This is a genomic window from Salimicrobium album (assembly GCF_900107115.1).
In the GTDB taxonomy this organism is placed as follows: Bacteria; Bacillota; Bacilli; order Bacillales; family Halobacillaceae; genus Salimicrobium; species Salimicrobium album.
The window spans coordinates 15,940-31,784 of the sequence record NZ_FNOS01000004.1 but is presented as its reverse complement, the minus strand read 5'-3'; the positions used below and the strand labels follow the sequence as shown (position 1 = coordinate 31,784).

Annotated in this window: 18 protein-coding genes; all 18 read right to left on the bottom strand. The window is 43.2% G+C overall.

The features are described from left to right. The 18 genes from BLU03_RS08125 to BLU03_RS08040 all read right to left on the bottom strand — a co-directional run bounded on the left by BLU03_RS08125 (nucleotide 1) and on the right by BLU03_RS08040 (nucleotide 15,797). Entirely contained in the window at nucleotides 1-624 is a 624-nt protein-coding gene (locus BLU03_RS08125; RefSeq protein WP_093107062.1) for a bifunctional 4-hydroxy-2-oxoglutarate aldolase/2-dehydro-3-deoxy-phosphogluconate aldolase, read from the bottom strand. Nucleotides 625-635: 11 nt separating this feature from the next. Next, a complete protein-coding gene (gene hxlB / locus BLU03_RS08120) occupies nucleotides 636-1,187 on the bottom strand; it encodes a 6-phospho-3-hexuloisomerase (protein ID WP_176765445.1) in 552 nt (183 codons plus the stop codon). A gap of 11 nt (nucleotides 1,188-1,198) precedes the next feature. Continuing rightward, nucleotides 1,199-2,200 carry a LacI family DNA-binding transcriptional regulator gene (locus BLU03_RS08115; protein ID WP_093107058.1) on the bottom strand — a complete coding sequence of 334 codons (1,002 nt, stop codon included), beginning with the start codon at nucleotides 2,198-2,200 and terminating at the stop codon, nucleotides 1,199-1,201. Between the two features lie 521 nt (nucleotides 2,201-2,721). Beyond that, nucleotides 2,722-3,024, bottom strand: a complete 303-nt coding sequence (locus tag BLU03_RS08110) for a monooxygenase (protein ID WP_093107056.1) — start codon at nucleotides 3,022-3,024, stop codon at nucleotides 2,722-2,724. Between the two features lie 125 nt (nucleotides 3,025-3,149). Further along, nucleotides 3,150-3,887 (bottom strand): amino acid ABC transporter ATP-binding protein, encoded by a 738-nt coding sequence (locus tag BLU03_RS08105; RefSeq protein WP_093107054.1) that lies wholly within the window; start codon nucleotides 3,885-3,887, stop codon nucleotides 3,150-3,152. Between the two features lie 10 nt (nucleotides 3,888-3,897). Next, nucleotides 3,898-4,608: an amino acid ABC transporter permease gene (locus tag BLU03_RS08100; RefSeq protein WP_176765444.1), complete on the bottom strand. Its 711-nt coding sequence runs from the start codon at nucleotides 4,606-4,608 to the stop codon at nucleotides 3,898-3,900. Then, nucleotides 4,586-5,398 (bottom strand): amino acid ABC transporter substrate-binding protein, encoded by an 813-nt coding sequence (locus BLU03_RS08095; protein WP_093107050.1) that lies wholly within the window; start codon nucleotides 5,396-5,398, stop codon nucleotides 4,586-4,588. The genes BLU03_RS08100 and BLU03_RS08095 overlap by 23 nt, the downstream gene beginning before the upstream one ends. A gap of 123 nt (nucleotides 5,399-5,521) precedes the next feature. Further along, on the bottom strand, nucleotides 5,522-6,220 hold the full coding sequence (locus tag BLU03_RS08090) for a Crp/Fnr family transcriptional regulator (protein WP_076572643.1): 699 nt from the start codon (nucleotides 6,218-6,220) through the stop codon (nucleotides 5,522-5,524). Between the two features lie 64 nt (nucleotides 6,221-6,284). Beyond that, the gene (locus BLU03_RS08085; RefSeq protein WP_093107048.1) at nucleotides 6,285-6,518 is read right to left on the bottom strand and encodes a heavy-metal-associated domain-containing protein; all 234 of its coding nucleotides are present in this window, start codon (nucleotides 6,516-6,518) and stop codon (nucleotides 6,285-6,287) included. 66 nt (nucleotides 6,519-6,584) lie between these two features. After that, the gene (locus BLU03_RS08080) at nucleotides 6,585-6,884 is read right to left on the bottom strand and encodes an iron-sulfur cluster repair di-iron protein, ric (RefSeq protein WP_093107046.1); all 300 of its coding nucleotides are present in this window, start codon (nucleotides 6,882-6,884) and stop codon (nucleotides 6,585-6,587) included. Between the two features lie 47 nt (nucleotides 6,885-6,931). After that, nucleotides 6,932-7,165 (bottom strand): heavy-metal-associated domain-containing protein, encoded by a 234-nt coding sequence (locus BLU03_RS08075; protein WP_066189340.1) that lies wholly within the window; start codon nucleotides 7,163-7,165, stop codon nucleotides 6,932-6,934. Nucleotides 7,166-7,358: 193 nt separating this feature from the next. After that, complete coding sequence (locus tag BLU03_RS08070) at nucleotides 7,359-9,212, bottom strand: heavy metal translocating P-type ATPase (protein WP_066189335.1); 1,854 nt, start codon at nucleotides 9,210-9,212, stop codon at nucleotides 7,359-7,361. 620 nt (nucleotides 9,213-9,832) lie between these two features. After that, the gene (locus tag BLU03_RS08065) at nucleotides 9,833-10,675 is read right to left on the bottom strand and encodes a glycosyltransferase (protein ID WP_093107044.1); all 843 of its coding nucleotides are present in this window, start codon (nucleotides 10,673-10,675) and stop codon (nucleotides 9,833-9,835) included. 73 nt (nucleotides 10,676-10,748) lie between these two features. Beyond that, entirely contained in the window at nucleotides 10,749-11,837 is a 1,089-nt protein-coding gene (gene galE / locus BLU03_RS08060; RefSeq protein WP_093107042.1) for a UDP-glucose 4-epimerase GalE, read from the bottom strand. A 93-nt stretch (nucleotides 11,838-11,930) separates the two neighbouring features. Further along, complete coding sequence (locus BLU03_RS08055) at nucleotides 11,931-13,238, bottom strand: lipopolysaccharide biosynthesis protein (RefSeq protein WP_093107428.1); 1,308 nt, start codon at nucleotides 13,236-13,238, stop codon at nucleotides 11,931-11,933. 47 nt (nucleotides 13,239-13,285) lie between these two features. After that, nucleotides 13,286-13,972 (bottom strand): CpsD/CapB family tyrosine-protein kinase, encoded by a 687-nt coding sequence (locus tag BLU03_RS08050; RefSeq protein WP_093107040.1) that lies wholly within the window; start codon nucleotides 13,970-13,972, stop codon nucleotides 13,286-13,288. After that, a complete protein-coding gene (locus BLU03_RS08045; RefSeq protein ID WP_245698773.1) occupies nucleotides 13,962-14,711 on the bottom strand; it encodes a YveK family protein in 750 nt (249 codons plus the stop codon). The genes BLU03_RS08050 and BLU03_RS08045 overlap by 11 nt, the downstream gene beginning before the upstream one ends. A 78-nt stretch (nucleotides 14,712-14,789) precedes the next feature. Then, nucleotides 14,790-15,797 (bottom strand): EpsG family protein, encoded by a 1,008-nt coding sequence (locus BLU03_RS08040; protein ID WP_176765443.1) that lies wholly within the window; start codon nucleotides 15,795-15,797, stop codon nucleotides 14,790-14,792. Between the last annotated feature and the right edge of the window lie 48 nt (nucleotides 15,798-15,845).

Below are 15,845 nucleotides of genomic sequence, written 5' to 3'. Positions count from 1 at the left end.
TCATTTAATTGTTTTCATTACTTTTTCAGCTTTTTCCTTTATTTCCTGTAGTGTTTTTTCAGTTATATTTTTTGCATCTACCAGTTCACTGCCTAACCCTACTACATCTGCTCCGGCTTCAAAAAAATCTTTCATATTTTTTTCATTTATACCACCGGTGACCATGATTGGCATCTCTGGCAAGGGAACCTGTATACTTTTGATGTAAGATGCCCCCATCACACCGGCCGGGAATATTTTCACCATATCAGCACCCAAGTGATAAGCATTCATAATTTCTGTAGGCGTCATTACTCCTGGAACCATCACTCCATTTTTTCCTTTAACGAACTTCACTACTTCTTCGTTCAAGGCTGGAGAAACTATAAAATCCGCTCCGGCTTCCAATGCTTCTTTAGCTGCTCGTACTGTATTTACAGTTCCAGCTCCAATCATTGTTTTTGTACCTTCAAAATGATTCACTGCTTTTTCAAGTATGCTCCTGAAGTCTTTTGTTTCTGCCGTAACCTCGATTGTATGAATACCTCCTTCAGATAATTTTTCGATAATCGATATGATGTTGTCTACTTTAGAATGGCGGATAACCGCCACAATCCTGCCATCCATCACTTGTTTTACAGACATTCAATCCCTCCTCACTCCAAATTAGCGTGTTTTCCTTTCCATGAGTTCTCATCATCTTCAGCAAAATATTTCGTCATATAAACGATTAAACTGTCCAGTAAAAGGTGCGCACTTTGATCAAACTGACTTCCTAAAGGCTGAATAGTGGTTTTTTTTGAACCATCATTTTTTGTAACTGCAGGAATTACTAAAGTATCCAAGGCAATTGCTCCTAATTTTGATTCTTCATCTGTAGTCACAGCTAACACATGTGCCCCTGCCCCGCCTGCTTTTTCAGCAAGATCCACAAGGGACTTTGTATTACCGGACCCCGATATAACCAAAAATATATCTCCCCCTGTAATGCTGGGAGTGATAGTTTCACCGACCACGTATACTTCATAACCAACATGCATTAGTCTCATGGCAAACATTTTTCCTGCAAGACCCGACCTTCCATTTCCTGCTATAAATATACGATCAGCTTCATGAAGATGAGAAGCTATTTTTTTCGCTTCCTCTTCAGAAACCTCTTCAAGCACTTCCATGACTTCTTCACTTACTGTTCGCATTATGTCTTGCATTAATATCACTCCTAACATGAACTTCGCTTAACCAAAGCTGCTGGAAAGCGTATAATATCTTTTTCTATATTTTTATTACCGAGGATCTTTTCAATAAGTATTTCAGATGCTTTTTCTCCCATTTTTTCTATTGGTTGAGCAATAGTCGTAATTGCAGGGTTATATATAGAAGAAAAGGAAACGTCATCCACAGCTATAATTGCTAAGTCGTCAGGAATACGAAGGTGATGATCTCTCGCATACTTTAATATATCCATAAGAACCAGATCGTTCCCGGCAACCAGAGCCTCCGGAGGTTCATGACTTTGAAAAATACCTCTAAGTTCTTCAGTCATTTTCCCCGTTTCCACTCCTCTAATGAAGGTTTCATCAACTGGCAGGCCGTACTTCCGACAGGCTTGTTTAAATCCTTCAATCCTTTCGACTCTAGGAGCCACGTTAAAGATGGTGGAATTAGTAAGAATGCCTACCCTTTCATATCCAGCACGGTCCAGTTCCTTCACTGCTAAACATAAAGCTTGCTTATTATCGAGCATAATCGTAGGCACCTCGACTTCCGGTACGAACCGATCAATAAAAACAAGCGGAAAATCCTGGACATTCAACTCGTTATATACATTCACATTTGTACTTGTAGGAAAAATTATTAAACCATCCACCTGCTTAGCTAATAGCATATCAATGTATTTCTTTTCCTTTTCAGGATTATCTTCAGCGTTACATACAATGACATGATAATTTAACTGGTGCAGACTATGCTCAATCACTTGAATAATTCGGGTCGAAAATTCGTGTGAGATATTTGCTACTATCACCCCTACTGTCGTAGACGATTTTTGCTTTAGAGAACGTGCAATCATATTAGGCTGGTAACCTAATTCTTCTATCGCTTTCTCGATACGCTGCTTTGTTTTAACACCCATGAATTCGTATCTCTGATTTAAAAATTGAGAAACGGTGCTTTTGGATACATTCGCTTTCTGTGCTACGTCAGCCATAGTTACTCGCTTCATTTTCATTCCTCTTCCTGTCATTCAAAGTAGTTTACCAATCGACTAAACCGATTTAGTAAATCGATTTAGTTCATACTAATATATTTGAAAGCGTTTTACAATACTTAAATTCAAATTTTCTGAAAATAACGGTTGTGTCTTTTGAAATCTGATATTGGTTTTATATGTCACCTAAACTGGGGACAATACCCGGTGAATTTTTTCTGTGGAAACGGACGAATCAGTCTTTTTCGTGGCGTTCACGAGTGACAAGGGAGCATTCAGCAAATACAAACAAAAAAACTGCAAATTAACGAATCACTCCAGGCTTTCGTTACACTGGGCCACTTCCGAGGGTTGCGAAGGGCAGGATTAGCCTTGAATCCTTACTTCCGGGCAGTCGATTGTCTCCTGAAGGGAACGATTCGGTCATTTGCGTGCCGTTCACCGGCACAAAAAGGCCCCGAACGTCACGAAAATAAAAAAATCAAAAAAATTGCAACGGAAACCGGTCATGACGGCTCCATTGCAATCGTTAAGAATCACGCAGTTCCGTGGTTAATCTTCGTAAGTGTTTCGTTCATCCGGAACAGTTTCGAACGGATACCGGTGATGCCGAACTCTTCAAGCCTTGCGGAATGCTTTTCCAGATAGGCTTCCGCCGCTTCTTTCGTCTCAAAAGCATAAATTCCACCGGCTTCCTGCGTGTCCGGATTCTCGGTCCATACCTTCCATAGAAATCCTTTTTCTTCATTAATACTCTCGGCCATCCCGGCAAAACCTTCGGCCATCTCCTCGCCGAACGGACCGTCTATGTCAAAATCCATCTGAAGAATATAAGTCATACGTACGCACTCCTCTTTTATAAAATAGTTTCTGTTCCATTGTCTCTTCCTTCTCTAAAAATTTCGATTTATTTATTTTCAAATTAACAGCACCCCTGAGGCAGAGGTGCTGTTAACTAAGCTCTTTACTCTTTCAGCAGATTGAGAAACCGTTTCGTCCGCTCCTCTTTCGGCTGTTCGAACACTTCAAGGGGTGTCCCTCTCTCCACGACCGCCCCTTCATCCATAAAAATAACTTCATCCGCCACTTCTTTCGCAAAATTCATTTCGTGGGTGACGACGACCATAGTACGTCCTTCTTCTGCCAGCTGCTTCATGACTTGCAGCACTTCTCCTATGAGCTCGGGGTCAAGAGCGGAGGTAGGCTCATCGAAAAGCATCACTTTCGGATCGATGGCCATTGCCCTTGCAATCCCGACACGCTGCTGCTGACCACCGGATAACTGGTACGGGTACGTATCTGCTTTCTCTTTCAGCCCAACCTTAGCCAAAATCCCTTCCGCTTTCTGTCTCGCTTCCGTTTTTTTCACTTTCTGGACAATTACGGGCCCTTCCATCACATTTTCGATGGCAGTGAAATGAGGGAAAAGATTATACGTCTGAAAAACCATCCCCGACAGTCTGCGGAAGTTCCGGACTTTGTGCTTGGAAATTTTATCACGGAATTCTATCGTCTGCGTATCTATGGTAAGACTTCCGTACTCCGGCTGTTCCAGCAGGTTCAGGCACCGCAGGAGGGTCGTTTTTCCGGAACCGGACGGCCCGATGATGACGACGACTTTCCCTGTGCCCACTTCCATATTTATTTGTTTCAGTACTTCTAAGTCTCCGAAACGTTTTGATATATCTGTTGCTGTAATCATAAAAATCTCCTCACGTATTCACATAACGGTTCATTTTATTTTCGATTCCACCCTGAATAAGGGACAGGACGAAACAGATCGCCCAGTAAATAGCTGCCGCTTCGATATACAGCAGAAGCGGTGTGTAAGTGGTCGCGACGATTTCCTGAGCTTTCCGGAACATTTCGCTCACAAGAATCGTCGAAGCGAGTGACGTCTCTTTCACGAGGCCGATGAACGAATTGGAAAGCGGCGGTATCGAAACGCGGGCCGCCTGTGGCAGAATCACCCGCCTAAGCGACTGCATGTAGGACATTCCGATGGACGAGGCCGCCTCCCACTGACCTTTGTTCACGGAAAGAATCGATGCCCGGATCGTTTCGGAAGCGTAAGCACCCGTGTTCAGGGAAAAAGCGATCAGTGCGCCGGTGAACGGTTCGAATTTCAAGAATTCCACCCCGAGATTACCGAGACCGAAATAGACGATGAATAACTGAACGAGAAGCGGCGTTCCGCGGATGATGGATACATACACCCGCGCCGTTCCCGACAGTAAAGCTATACCTGACAGACGGCTCAGTGCCGTAACAATCGCAAGAACCAGCCCTATAAAAAATGACAGCAGGGACAGAGGAATCGTATAAGTAAGCACTCCCCGCATCAGTGGCAGGAACGACTCCTTCAGTATTTCTATATTATCCGAACTCAGCCAGAGAAAACTATTGAACAGAAACATCTTCATCGAACCATTCGTTGGAGATATCTTTCAGCGTGCCGTCTTCTTTCATTTCTTCAAGAGCTCCGTTCACCGCTTCCACCAGTTCTTCATTCCCCTGGCGGAACATCATCGCTGTTTCGGAAGCATCATCTTTGCGATCCGCAATTTTCACTCCGGCCTTATCTCCTCTCGTATTCAGGAAATCCAGTACGGATAAACGATCGTTCACGGTCGCGTCTGCCCGGCCGTTTGCCAGAAGTTCCATCGCAGGATTAAATCCTTCGACACTTTCGATTTCCGCACCGTGCTTCTCGGCAATGGACGCGTAGTTACTGGTCAGCGACTGAGCGGAAGTCACGCCTTCCAGATCCTCAAAGCTTTGAATATCCTCATTGTCCTCCTGAGTTACGAGGACAGCAGAGGTATACGTGTAGGGTTCGGAAAATGCATACTTCTCCTCCCTGTCCGGTTTGATGCCGACCTGGTTGGCAATCATATCAAAACGCTCATTGTTCAGTCCTGCAAACATGGAGTCCCATTTCGTTTCCTCGAAATTCACTTCGACCCCGAGTCTGTTCCCTATTTCTTTCGCAACTTCCACATCATACCCGGTAAGTTTATCTTCCTCGTTGTGGAAAGTATATGGAGCATACGTCCCTTCCGTACCAACCGTAAGTACCCCTTCTTCCTGAATGCTTTCCCACACGCTTCCGCTCTGTTCATCGGAAGAGGACTCACTTTCTCCATTTGATCCGCATGCGCTGAGGATCACCATGAAAATAATAATAAATATAAAACCGAAAACTTTCTTCATATAGTCCAGCCCCTTCTAATCCTTAGTAAAATGGTATGTTTAATAAGGATACAAAAGGAGATGCTTTTCGTCAACAACTAAACGTTCTTCAAGTAAGTATTGGAATATATTCGAATATTAAAATTATTTTAACAATTGATCTAAATCCATTATTTTAATTTTCTTTTTCGGTAACTGTTTAATCAATCCAAGTTCTTCTAGAGTAGTAAATTTACGGCTGATTGTTTCTGGTGTGGTACCAAGATACGAGGCTAAATCCTTTTTGGACATTGGTAAGATAATCGTTGGACTATTGCCACTTCCCTTTTCAACATTCTCAGCTAAAAAGGATATAATGCGGGTTTCTACATTTTCAATCGCTACTTGTGTGGTTTGTTTTTCAGAATCCTTCAAACGCATCGTTACTTCTGACAGTATTTTTAATGAGATCTGCGGATATTCCACCAAATACTCTTGTAAATCCTCTCGTTTAATTAAACAAATGGATGTATTTTGTAGTGCTTCCGCATAGTTCTCATGAATACTTCCAGATTGGAAAATGGCGACTTCACCTGTAAAATCACCGGGATTTAAAATGCGAACAAGTTGTTCTTTTCCAGAATCCGATAAGCGGTAAATCCGAGCCTTACCTGAATTGATAATATATAAGGTATCATCTTTCTCACCTGCACGGAATAACATTTCCCCTTTTTGTAGATGAAGTGTCTTGGCAGATTCGGCAATCAAATCCATTTGTGAGTCTTCCAGATGGTTGAAAATGGGAACAATACGAATACATTCTGCATGTCCATGTTGGTGATGACAACATTGGTTTTGTTCCAAAATAACCTCTCCTTTTTATAAAAAGCCTAAGAGGGCATCTTAGGCTTCCTTTCTATTCACTCGATTAAGCAGGTTTTACCTTTGATTTGACAACAGGATATCCTAAGTCTTCAATTGCCTCTTCGATATCGTTAATAACGACTGCTTCTGAATCAAAATCTACTTTTACTTTACTAGCATTGAACATTACCTTCAAGCTATCTTGATTCACACCTTTTATTCCTTTCACCGCATTTTCAATCTTTTGGAGACAAGATGGGCAAGATAAGGTTTCTAATTGAATCGTTGCTTTTTGCATAAATCATTTCTCCCTTCATTTTTTAACGACCGTAAACCAATTTATTCTTTTGTTTTTGGGTTACTTTTAAGCCTGATATGCTTTGTCTACTTCTGATAACATTTCGTAGGTGCCTGCATATGTTTCACATACATCTCCAGGAATGGCGTAGTTGTTTGTGATTTTTCGTAACTGAGCAAATTCAACATCCAAGTCTGGTTTGTTTGCACCAGCATCTTTTACCTTTTTACTGAGTTTTTCAAATAGTTCACGTACTTCAAAGGCTTCTGGATGGTTCTTACCATAGGCCCGTGTAATCGCAGTAGTGTATAAATCCAGTTTTTCAAAATGGTTTGTTATTACTTCGTTAAATGTTTGCTCAGACATTATTATTTCCCTCTTTCTATATATAATTTTTGTTATGTGTGTTTGTCTTAGGCAGATTTTACTTTTGATTTAACAACGGGATATCCTAAGTCTTCAATTGCCTTTTTGATATCGTTAACGGTGATCGTTTCTGAATCAAAATCTACTTTTACTTTACTGGCATTGAATAATACTTTTAAGCTATCTTGATTAACCCCATTTAATCCTTTCACCGCATTTTCAATCTTTTGCATACAAGATGGACAAGATAATGTTTCTAATTGAATAACTGCTTTTTGCATGAATTATTTCTCCTTTCATCTTATCTTTGACTTTTTTGTTTTCCCTCTTCTTCTTTACAATTTAAGTATAGCTGAGGTTCTACGAAATGAAATTGACGCAAATCAAGTTTTAAGAAAAAAGTAGGGGAGTATTTTGTTCTTCCTACCTGAATACTTCCCCTTTATCATTCGTCAAGACCGCTTTCTATTAAATTTATCCTCTCAAACGGTATCGAAGCAATCTCATACCATTCAAGATGACTACTAAGATACTTGCTTCGTGAACCAACATCCCGATTGACATATTCATCCATTCACTAAATAGTAGGCTAGCAAGTAAGACTAATACCACACCAACTGCTATGGTGATGTTCTGTTTCATGTTTCTTGAAGTTAATTTTGTTAAGCCTAATGCGTGTGGTAAACGACTAAAGTCAGAATTCATTAAAACGACATCCGATGTTTCAATTGCAACATCTGTTCCACTTCCCATTGCGATTCCGATATCTGCTAAGGCTAATGAAGGACTATCATTCACTCCGTCACCGACAAAGGCAATGAGTTGGCCTTTTGCTTGCATTTTTTCAATATATGCGGATTTTCCTTCTGGAAGCATATGACCGTGTGCTTCTGTTAATCCAAGTTCTCGAGCAACTAAATCTACGGTTCCTTGGTTGTCCCCTGAAAGAACGACTAGGTTTTTGACTCCAAGTTTTTTTAGGTTTTGAAGATCTTTTTTAACACCTGGACGGATTTGATCCCGAATACCCATCAGAACTTTTAATTCTCCGTCAACCGCAGTTAACACAAGAGAATTCCCATTTTTCTCAAAGCGTTCGACGTCTTTTTTAGCTTTTTCGCTTAATTTCACATTTTCTTTTTCCATTAAAGCTACGTTACCAACGGCTATACGATGAACACCTATTTTTGCTACAATTCCGCCACCTTTAACGACTTCGGTTTCTTCAACAGTATAGAAAGTTGTCTCGCCAATATCCTGTAAGACAGCTTTTGCTAGTGGGTGGTCCGATTCGCGCTCCACACTTGCTAAGTATCCTAGAATTTCTTCAGTGTTGTTGCCGTAAAATTCTTTTTCGGCAACTTCAGGGTTTCCTACTGTCAATGTTCCCGTTTTATCAAAAACGATAGTATCTACTCTGCTAAAGTCATTGATAACTTCACTACCTTTTAGGAGGACACCATTACGTGCACCGTTTCCGATACCGGCAACGTTGGATACAGGAACCCCGATAACTAATGCACCTGGACATCCTAAAACAAGAATCGTGATAGCTAGTTCAATATCTTTTGAGAATAGCCAAACAATAAAACCAAGGACTAAAACAGCTGGTGTATAATATTTAGAGAATCGATCAATAAACCGCTCTGCTTCTGATTTGGAATCCTGTGCTTCTTCCACTAATTCGATAATTCTACCAAATGTTGTATCTTCCCCTACACGGTCAGATCGAATTTGAATCGTTCCATTTTCTAAGATTGTTCCCGCAAATACTTCAGAATCGACCCTTTTGCTTACTGGAACAGACTCTCCGGTAATACTTGCTTCATTGATGTGACCTTCACCTGTTAACACGGTTCCATCTACGGGGACTTTTGCACCCGTTTTGACTAATAAAATGTCACCTTCATCTACATCATCGACATCAACTTCTTCAAATTCTCCATTTTCCATTTGCTTTAAAGCACTTTCTGGTGCCAGCTCTGTTAATTCTTTAATGGCAGAACGTGTTTTGTTCAAGGTACGTTGCTCCAAGTAAGAACCAAATAAGAATAAGAAAGTAACGATGGCTGATTCCTCATAATTTTGAATCAATACTGCCCCAATTACTGCAATGGTAACTAAAACATCAATACTGACAACTTTTACTTTTAATGCCTGAAAGGCTTGAATCGCAATTGGTGCTACACCAAGAATAGATGCAATGATGAGCGACCAATTGAAAATGGCCATGTTGTCTAAGGAAAATCGTCCGAAGAATGCAAGTGCAATCAAAATTGCACTGATCAGTGTAATGGAATTCTTTTTACTTAATATATATCTTTGCATGTTGATTCCCTCCAATTTCATTTTCATTTGTATTCCTTGTTGATGACTCTAGTATAGGATGTTTCTATGAAATAAAAATTGATTAGGATCAAGTTCTATTGTAAAAGTGAAAAATTAATCGAGTAGGAGGGGGCGACTAACCCCCGACCTCTCACACCACTTATTCCGACTTTCAGATTATCCCGACTTCTTAGTTAAAAACAAATAAGACATGTGAAAACAACCTTTTGTTTGATAAAACGATAAAAAAGTCGGAATAATAAATGCTTCTATTGTATCTTACATAGAGACCGTATAATAATAGATTTGGCTATTTTAAGTGAATCGCTCATTTTTTCAGGGCTTTTTGTTGTTCACTGCTAATTGAATGAAAAAAAACACTGAAACACGTGTTCACTTTCTCAATCAAGTCTCTTTCGTGACCTTCACCGTTCTCAAAAAGATCTGAAGGTAACGATTAACTCCGAATCATTACCTTCAACAGACGATTTTTCCTCCGAAGGGAAGGATTTCAGCCTTTTCGTGACCTTCACACTGAATTTCCTCCCCCAAACGTCAGGATTCGGGGGACGACCACATAAAAAAACTGCCGTCCACTCAAGGACCGCAGCTTTCAAGCTCTATTCTCCGGCAGCCTGAGGCACAACCGGCTTTTTCCTCAGCATCCGGGTATATATCAGAGAACGTACGTCGTTCGGAAGCACTCTTACAAATGTGCGGCTCGATACGTTGAACACAAATTCCGAACGAGAGATGAATCCCGATTCCAGTATCATTCTTTGAAATTTCACTTCATTCATTATATAGTTTCTTCCGCCCCTGCGCTGGTACATCCCTTTCCCGGTCCTTACATCCAGGAGGACTTCCGGAATATTCTCTATTCTGCACCCTCTGCTCAGCATCCGGATCCATAGGTAGTAATCTTCATTCCACAGGCACGTCTGGTAATTTCCGCTCTTCAGCACTGCCTGCTTTCGGAACATGACGGATACGTGATTCAGCGGGTTCCGGTATCTGGCCCGTCTCTTAATCGTTTCATACCCCGTGGGTACGGTTCTCGTATGCCTCCTGGAGTCGTTTTCATCAAACTCGGAAATCCATCCTCCTACAAGGTCTACATCCTCATGTGTTTTTAAATAATCGATTTGCGTTTCAAACCGGTGAGGAAGACTTATATCATCACTGTCCATACGGGCGATGACAGGATGGGAGCAGTGCCATACCCCTGTCCGGAGAGCCTCCCCGAGTCCCACGTTCTCCTCGAGTGGTACGATTTTCACTAACGGCTCATTCTCCCGCTCGAATGTCTGAAGCACTTCCTCCAGTCCATCAGTAAGTCTCCCGTCTTTTACTACAACGATTTCGTCCGGCTTTCGGGTCTGTTCCACTACACTCTCCAACGCTTCTTTGAAAAATCGGGGAGTTTCCTTATCGTATACGGAAATCAATACAGAGAATTTCATTGTCCCACCGCCCCTTTTCAGTAATCGATCCGATGTTCGAGATGTTCCGAAGACTGTCGATCATGACCGCAGATCAGACTTTCTTTTCCATATCGATAAAAGTCCCTCCCCCTCTCGAGGCTTCAAGCAGCGTCGCCTTTTCTTTCATGAGAGCGAGTTCGTATTGCCATGCGTCCCTGCACATGTCCGCTACCGTGCGTGCCGCCCGCCAGCCGATTTCCCTGTTGACTTTTCCGGTGTCTGCATAACAGATTTCTATGTCTCCTTCTCTTCGTGCTGCAAATTCATGCGGCACACGGACGTTGTTCACCTGCTGGAATGTATAAATCAGTTCCTTCACACTCGTCCCTTTTCCGGTTCCGAGGTTGTAAACGACTGCCCCGCCGTCCAGATGTTCCATCGTCTTCACGTGTCCTTCGGCAATATCCATGACGTGGACGAAATCTCTTATACACGTTCCGTCCGGTGTCTCGTAATCGTTCCCGAATATATGGAGCCTCTCAAGTTTCCCGGTCGCAACCTGGGTAATGTAGGGCATGATATTATCAGGGATACCACGCGGGTTTTCACCTATCTTCCCGCTTGCATGAGCACCGACAGGGTTGAAATAGCGAAGAATGGCTATGGAAAACTCAGGATTCATCAATGAAAAATCCTGCAGTACGCGTTCGCACATACTTTTCGTTTCTCCGTACGGGTTGATGGTCGGCTTCAGCGGCATGTGCTCCGTAAACGGAACCTGGTTCTCTCCATAAACTGTAGCGGATGAGCTGAAGATGAATTTTTGTACTCCGAAAGCGTTACAGACTTTCGCCAGCGTTACAGTTCCGCTGACGTTCGTGTGGTAATAGTCCAGCGCTCTCGCGAAGGATTCTTTAACAGATTTCAGTCCGGCGAAGTGCATGACCGCATCGAACGAATGTTCCGCAAATATCTTTTGTAATGCCTGTTCATCTGTTACGTCCGCCCGATAGAAGGTGACGGACGCTCCGGTAATTTCCTCCACTTTTTTTACATTCTCCTCGTATCCGTTAATGAGGTTGTCAGCGACGACGACGTTATAACCGGCTTCAAGCAGGGCGACACTGGTATGGGAGCCGAGATACCCCGCTCCTCCCGTGACCAGAACCGTGCCTTTTGAGTTACGGGCATTCTTTTTCATTTTCAATGTCCTCCTTTATTTAAATCCGCGATACCTCCAGGCGCCGAAGAAAATCAATTCTATATAACGAACGAAAGTGTATAATTCTTCCTTTTACATCAAACTACTTCGCTCCGTATCAAATCTGCGAGTTCGTTTCCACGTAATGAGCACAAGAAGTACGTTCATTACCGCACCTCCAAGACAAAAACACGCCACGGCTATAAGGTCATCACCGAAAATCCAGTATCCGGCAAACATCGCTGATACCCGGACACTTAAGGAACAGATCGTGAAGACGAGATGGAACCCCTGCGCCGACAAAACCGGCAGAGTACTGGTACTTGGTCCCTGCAGGAATCTTGTCCATCCCCACACTGCAATCCACACGGCGTATTCCCCCGCCATCGCCCATCCTTCTCCGAAGACCAGTTCGAATAACCACGGGCCAATCAGAATGACGAGGCCAAACGGGAGGAGACCTATGACAGCCATCACCCCCGTCGCTTTCATCAGTATGGGAGTGATCTTTTCAAAGTTATTCGCCCCCTTCGTAACACGGGGATAAAAAACATCTGAGACGGATTTCCCGATTAAATGAGCCGGCATATCGAGAGCGATTCTGCCTATGGCGTAAAACCCTGCGGCTGCAGGAGAGAAGAAACTGCTCAGCATCAGAACAGGGAACCCTTGAGAGAATCCATTCAGTAAAAGTTCCGGGGTTCGATAAGCCGGAAAGTCATAATATTTTTTCGCTGACCTCCTCATCTCCCGCATGTTCGTCTGTTTCAAAAAAGCCGTGAGTTTTCCGAGTCGAAAGTACCCGGCACCGGCCACCATAAGAAGGGAGCGCAACACCTGGTTCATCGAAGTGAACAGAATCAGTACAGCTGCCATTGGGTTGAAAAACCCGATTCCGACCATGCCTGCCTGGACTATGGTCGTCTGCCCCATGACGGAACGGGCCGTAACTTTATACTGATTGTTACGAATGAGCCAGTTCTCTATGATTTGCAGACACCCTGAAAAGAAAATGACGAATGGCAGAAAATAGAGAAAAGCGGCGACCTCCTGTAAATGGAACACTGATGCGATGATGTCATTGAACAAGAACAGCACCACCGTCGTCAGCAACGCTACCAGGAGCGTAATGTAAAAGGAGAGCCGCATCACGTTCATCGCTGTCTCTTTCGATTTCGGTAAGACGATGGCAATAGGGTAAGTCAGGGCGGCTGCGGGAGCCAGGATGGCGATGATCGAAGAGTAGACTCCAAACATGCCGAACGCCTCAGGTCCATATATTCTCGTTAAAAACTGAGAGCTCACTACCATAATCACCTGCGCAGAGGCGGTACCGGAAGCTACAATCACTACGTTTCTGACAAATGTTTTCTGTGAAATTTTCACTAATATATTTTCCATAGGCATCCCTTCCAGAAGCTCTGCTCTCTTTTTTGAATCTCCCATTGCTAAGCGTAGTAATAATAGTTTTTCTTCCTTTTTTCCATTTCATTACCGTTCAGTACCGCACCGAGGATCCTGGCCCGTGAGTGCAGGAGTACTTCTTTGGCTTTATTCGCTTCTTCTCTTCGCGTCTTCCTGCTCCGTACTACGAGAACCACCCCTTCGGTATACGGGGCCAGTAACTGTGAATCAGTCACAGAAAGTACGGGTGGCGTGTCGAAAATGATCAGGTCGTAAGTACTCTTCAATTCGTTCATAAGAGTCTTCATGGAATTTCCGCCCAGCAACTCAGCCGGATTCGGCGGAACCGGCCCGCTCGTTATTATATCCAGATTCTTCACTGCTGTTTCCTGAATTACATTGGTGACGGAAGGTTTCTGGCCGGCAAGATAATTGCTGAGACCAACTACGTTTTCGGAGGAAAACGTGTAATGAAGGGTCGGTTTACGCATATCGGCATCAATAAGAATCACTCTTTTTCCCTGTTCCGAAAAAACGACAGCCAGATTGGCGGCAGTTGTAGATTTACCTTCTCCCGGGCCCGGGGATGTGACGAAAAATGATCGGAGTTTACGATCTACAGACGCAAATTCCAGATTCGTTCTGATGGTTTTGTACTGCTCTGCCGCTAAAGAATGTCTACCGTTAACAAGGTAACTGCCTTTTTTATTTACTGTCTGTTTACGAACCAATGGACTCACCTCTCATTTCCACAGTGTTAGAAGCAGGGATGGAATCTTCTCCTTCTTCTACAATTACTTCGACACTACCCATAAACGGTACACCGAGGTTTTCGATTACGTCACTTTCTTTTCGAAGTGTCGTATCCGACGTCTCGAGGATAAAAGCGACTCCGCTTCCGACAGCCACACTCCCCGCCAGGGCTATGAGCAGGTTCAGCATTATATTAGGGCTGAACGGAACAGCCTCCCCGGCCGGGGCAGCTTCCGAAAGAATCTGCACGTTATCTACATTCATTAGTTCAGGAATACTATCTTTAAAAGTAAGGACCGTAGTATCAGCGATTTCGGCTGCTTTCTCCGGGCTTGTATCGACTACCGTGACTTCGACTACCTGTGATTCTTCGGCACTTGATACCGATATTTTGTCTTTGAGTTCTTCTGCGCTCATTTCAAGACCCAGCCACGAAGTCACTTCGTCGAGCACGGCAGGACTTTTAATGATGACGTTATACGTGTTGATCAGTTCGATATTCGATCTTATACTCTCCGATGTCACTGAATTACTTTCTGTAGAAACCGGCTGAGCCTGGTTAACGATGAACTCCGAGGACATCTTGTATTGAGGAGTGATTACGTAAAACGTAACGAAAGCACCCGCTCCGAGCCCCAGAATTACTATGAGAGTGATAACCAGCCAGCGTCGTTTCAATATAAGCAGAAGTTCCATGGTCGAATAACCATTTTCCACTAGTAACAGCCCCTTTTGTTTTGTGAATAGTCGTAACGTGCTTTTTAAAGAACAAAGGGACAGTATAATCCCCCAGCTCTATCTGATACCGAAAATGTGGGAAGTGTTGGTCAACAGGTACGTACAGAACAGGATAAGAGAGAACGCCAGCACTACAGTTCTGATACTCCTGTTTACATTAGCACCGGTCAAGCTGAGCAGATAAGGGAAAAGCAGCATCTGTACCATCAGGAAGTCCAGGGCTATTCTCGATAAGGAAAGCGGCAGGACCAGTCGCAGGATGATTCCGAACAGCACCAGGTAGTAAAAATTATTTTTGACATTTTTTCCGGTGCCGAGTATCAGAAACATTGCCAGCACCACCCACGCCAGCCGTTCCATAAAGTGTTTGGCGCTTACCTCCACAAAATCTTCGCGAACGTAGAAGGAATAAGTCTCCAGGACAGGAACACTTTCGACGATGAACTCTATCGCTATGTTAATTACTGGTGAGAACGCTATGGAGAAAAGAATAATGAAAATAAACAGTTTATCAGGTACCTTTTTCAGGCCTTTCAGTACGAACGGTACGATAAGCAGAATCATAGCGCTGTAGTGTACGGTGATCGCAAGGCCGATGTACAGGAAGTACTTCAGTAAGTTCCTCTCCAGATACTTCACGGCGTACAGAAAGACGATGATACTCATAAACTGTCTGATACCGTTGAACGAATAGAAGAAAAATCCGGAAGTGAGAAAAATCAGGGTAAGTTCCGGCGCCACTTTCGCATGATCTTTAAGGATTTTGACGAGAAAGAAGAAGATGAACAGGGTAGTAAGCACGAAATAAGCGTATTCATAACCTGTGACCGTACCGAGGAAAAACAACAGTTTGTGGAACGGTTCAAAATATACATAGTCCAGATTTACATCTGCTGCCTTTTGAAGAAGAAAGTAAGACTCGAAATCCGTACCGATATTTTTCCGGAAAGCAGAAAAGATTAAAAGGGATGCTATCAGTAAAAAACCGAGTGTTCTGTTGCGCAATTTCAGATTGACGATTGCGAGCAGGAACGTATTTACATAGAAAGCCATCAATGCTCCCATCAGCTTTTCCTCCCGAACCCGGTAACCCTTTTCTTCCATTTGCCATTC

Excerpts from the sequence above, each read along its gene's own strand:
- BLU03_RS08095 (WP_093107050.1), bottom strand. The coding sequence starts at position 5,398 with ATGAAGAAAGTTTTCGGTTTTATATTTATTATTATTTTCATGGTGATC.
- BLU03_RS08105 (WP_093107054.1), bottom strand. The coding sequence starts at position 3,887 with ATGATTACAGCAACAGATATATCAAAACGTTTCGGAGACTTAGAAGTA.
- BLU03_RS08075 (WP_066189340.1), bottom strand. The coding sequence starts at position 7,165 with ATGCAAAAAGCAGTTATTCAATTAGAAACATTATCTTGTCCATCTTGT.
- BLU03_RS08085 (WP_093107048.1), bottom strand. The coding sequence starts at position 6,518 with ATGCAAAAAGCAACGATTCAATTAGAAACCTTATCTTGCCCATCTTGT.
- BLU03_RS08110 (WP_093107056.1), bottom strand. The coding sequence starts at position 3,024 with ATGACTTATATTCTTCAGATGGATTTTGACATAGACGGTCCGTTCGGC.
- BLU03_RS08080 (WP_093107046.1), bottom strand. The coding sequence starts at position 6,884 with ATGTCTGAGCAAACATTTAACGAAGTAATAACAAACCATTTTGAAAAA.
- BLU03_RS08115 (WP_093107058.1), bottom strand. The coding sequence starts at position 2,200 with ATGAAGCGAGTAACTATGGCTGACGTAGCACAGAAAGCGAATGTATCC.
- BLU03_RS08065 (WP_093107044.1), bottom strand. The coding sequence starts at position 10,675 with ATGAAATTCTCTGTATTGATTTCCGTATACGATAAGGAAACTCCCCGA.
- BLU03_RS08055 (WP_093107428.1), bottom strand. The coding sequence starts at position 13,238 with ATGGAAAATATATTAGTGAAAATTTCACAGAAAACATTTGTCAGAAAC.
- hxlB (WP_176765445.1), bottom strand. The coding sequence starts at position 1,187 with ATGCAAGACATAATGCGAACAGTAAGTGAAGAAGTCATGGAAGTGCTT.
- BLU03_RS08070 (WP_066189335.1), bottom strand. The coding sequence starts at position 9,212 with ATGCAAAGATATATATTAAGTAAAAAGAATTCCATTACACTGATCAGT.
- galE (WP_093107042.1), bottom strand. The coding sequence starts at position 11,837 with ATGAAAAAGAATGCCCGTAACTCAAAAGGCACGGTTCTGGTCACGGGA.
- BLU03_RS08125 (WP_093107062.1), bottom strand. The coding sequence starts at position 624 with ATGTCTGTAAAACAAGTGATGGATGGCAGGATTGTGGCGGTTATCCGC.
- BLU03_RS08040 (WP_176765443.1), bottom strand. The coding sequence starts at position 15,797 with ATGGGAGCATTGATGGCTTTCTATGTAAATACGTTCCTGCTCGCAATC.
- BLU03_RS08100 (WP_176765444.1), bottom strand. The coding sequence starts at position 4,608 with ATGAAGATGTTTCTGTTCAATAGTTTTCTCTGGCTGAGTTCGGATAAT.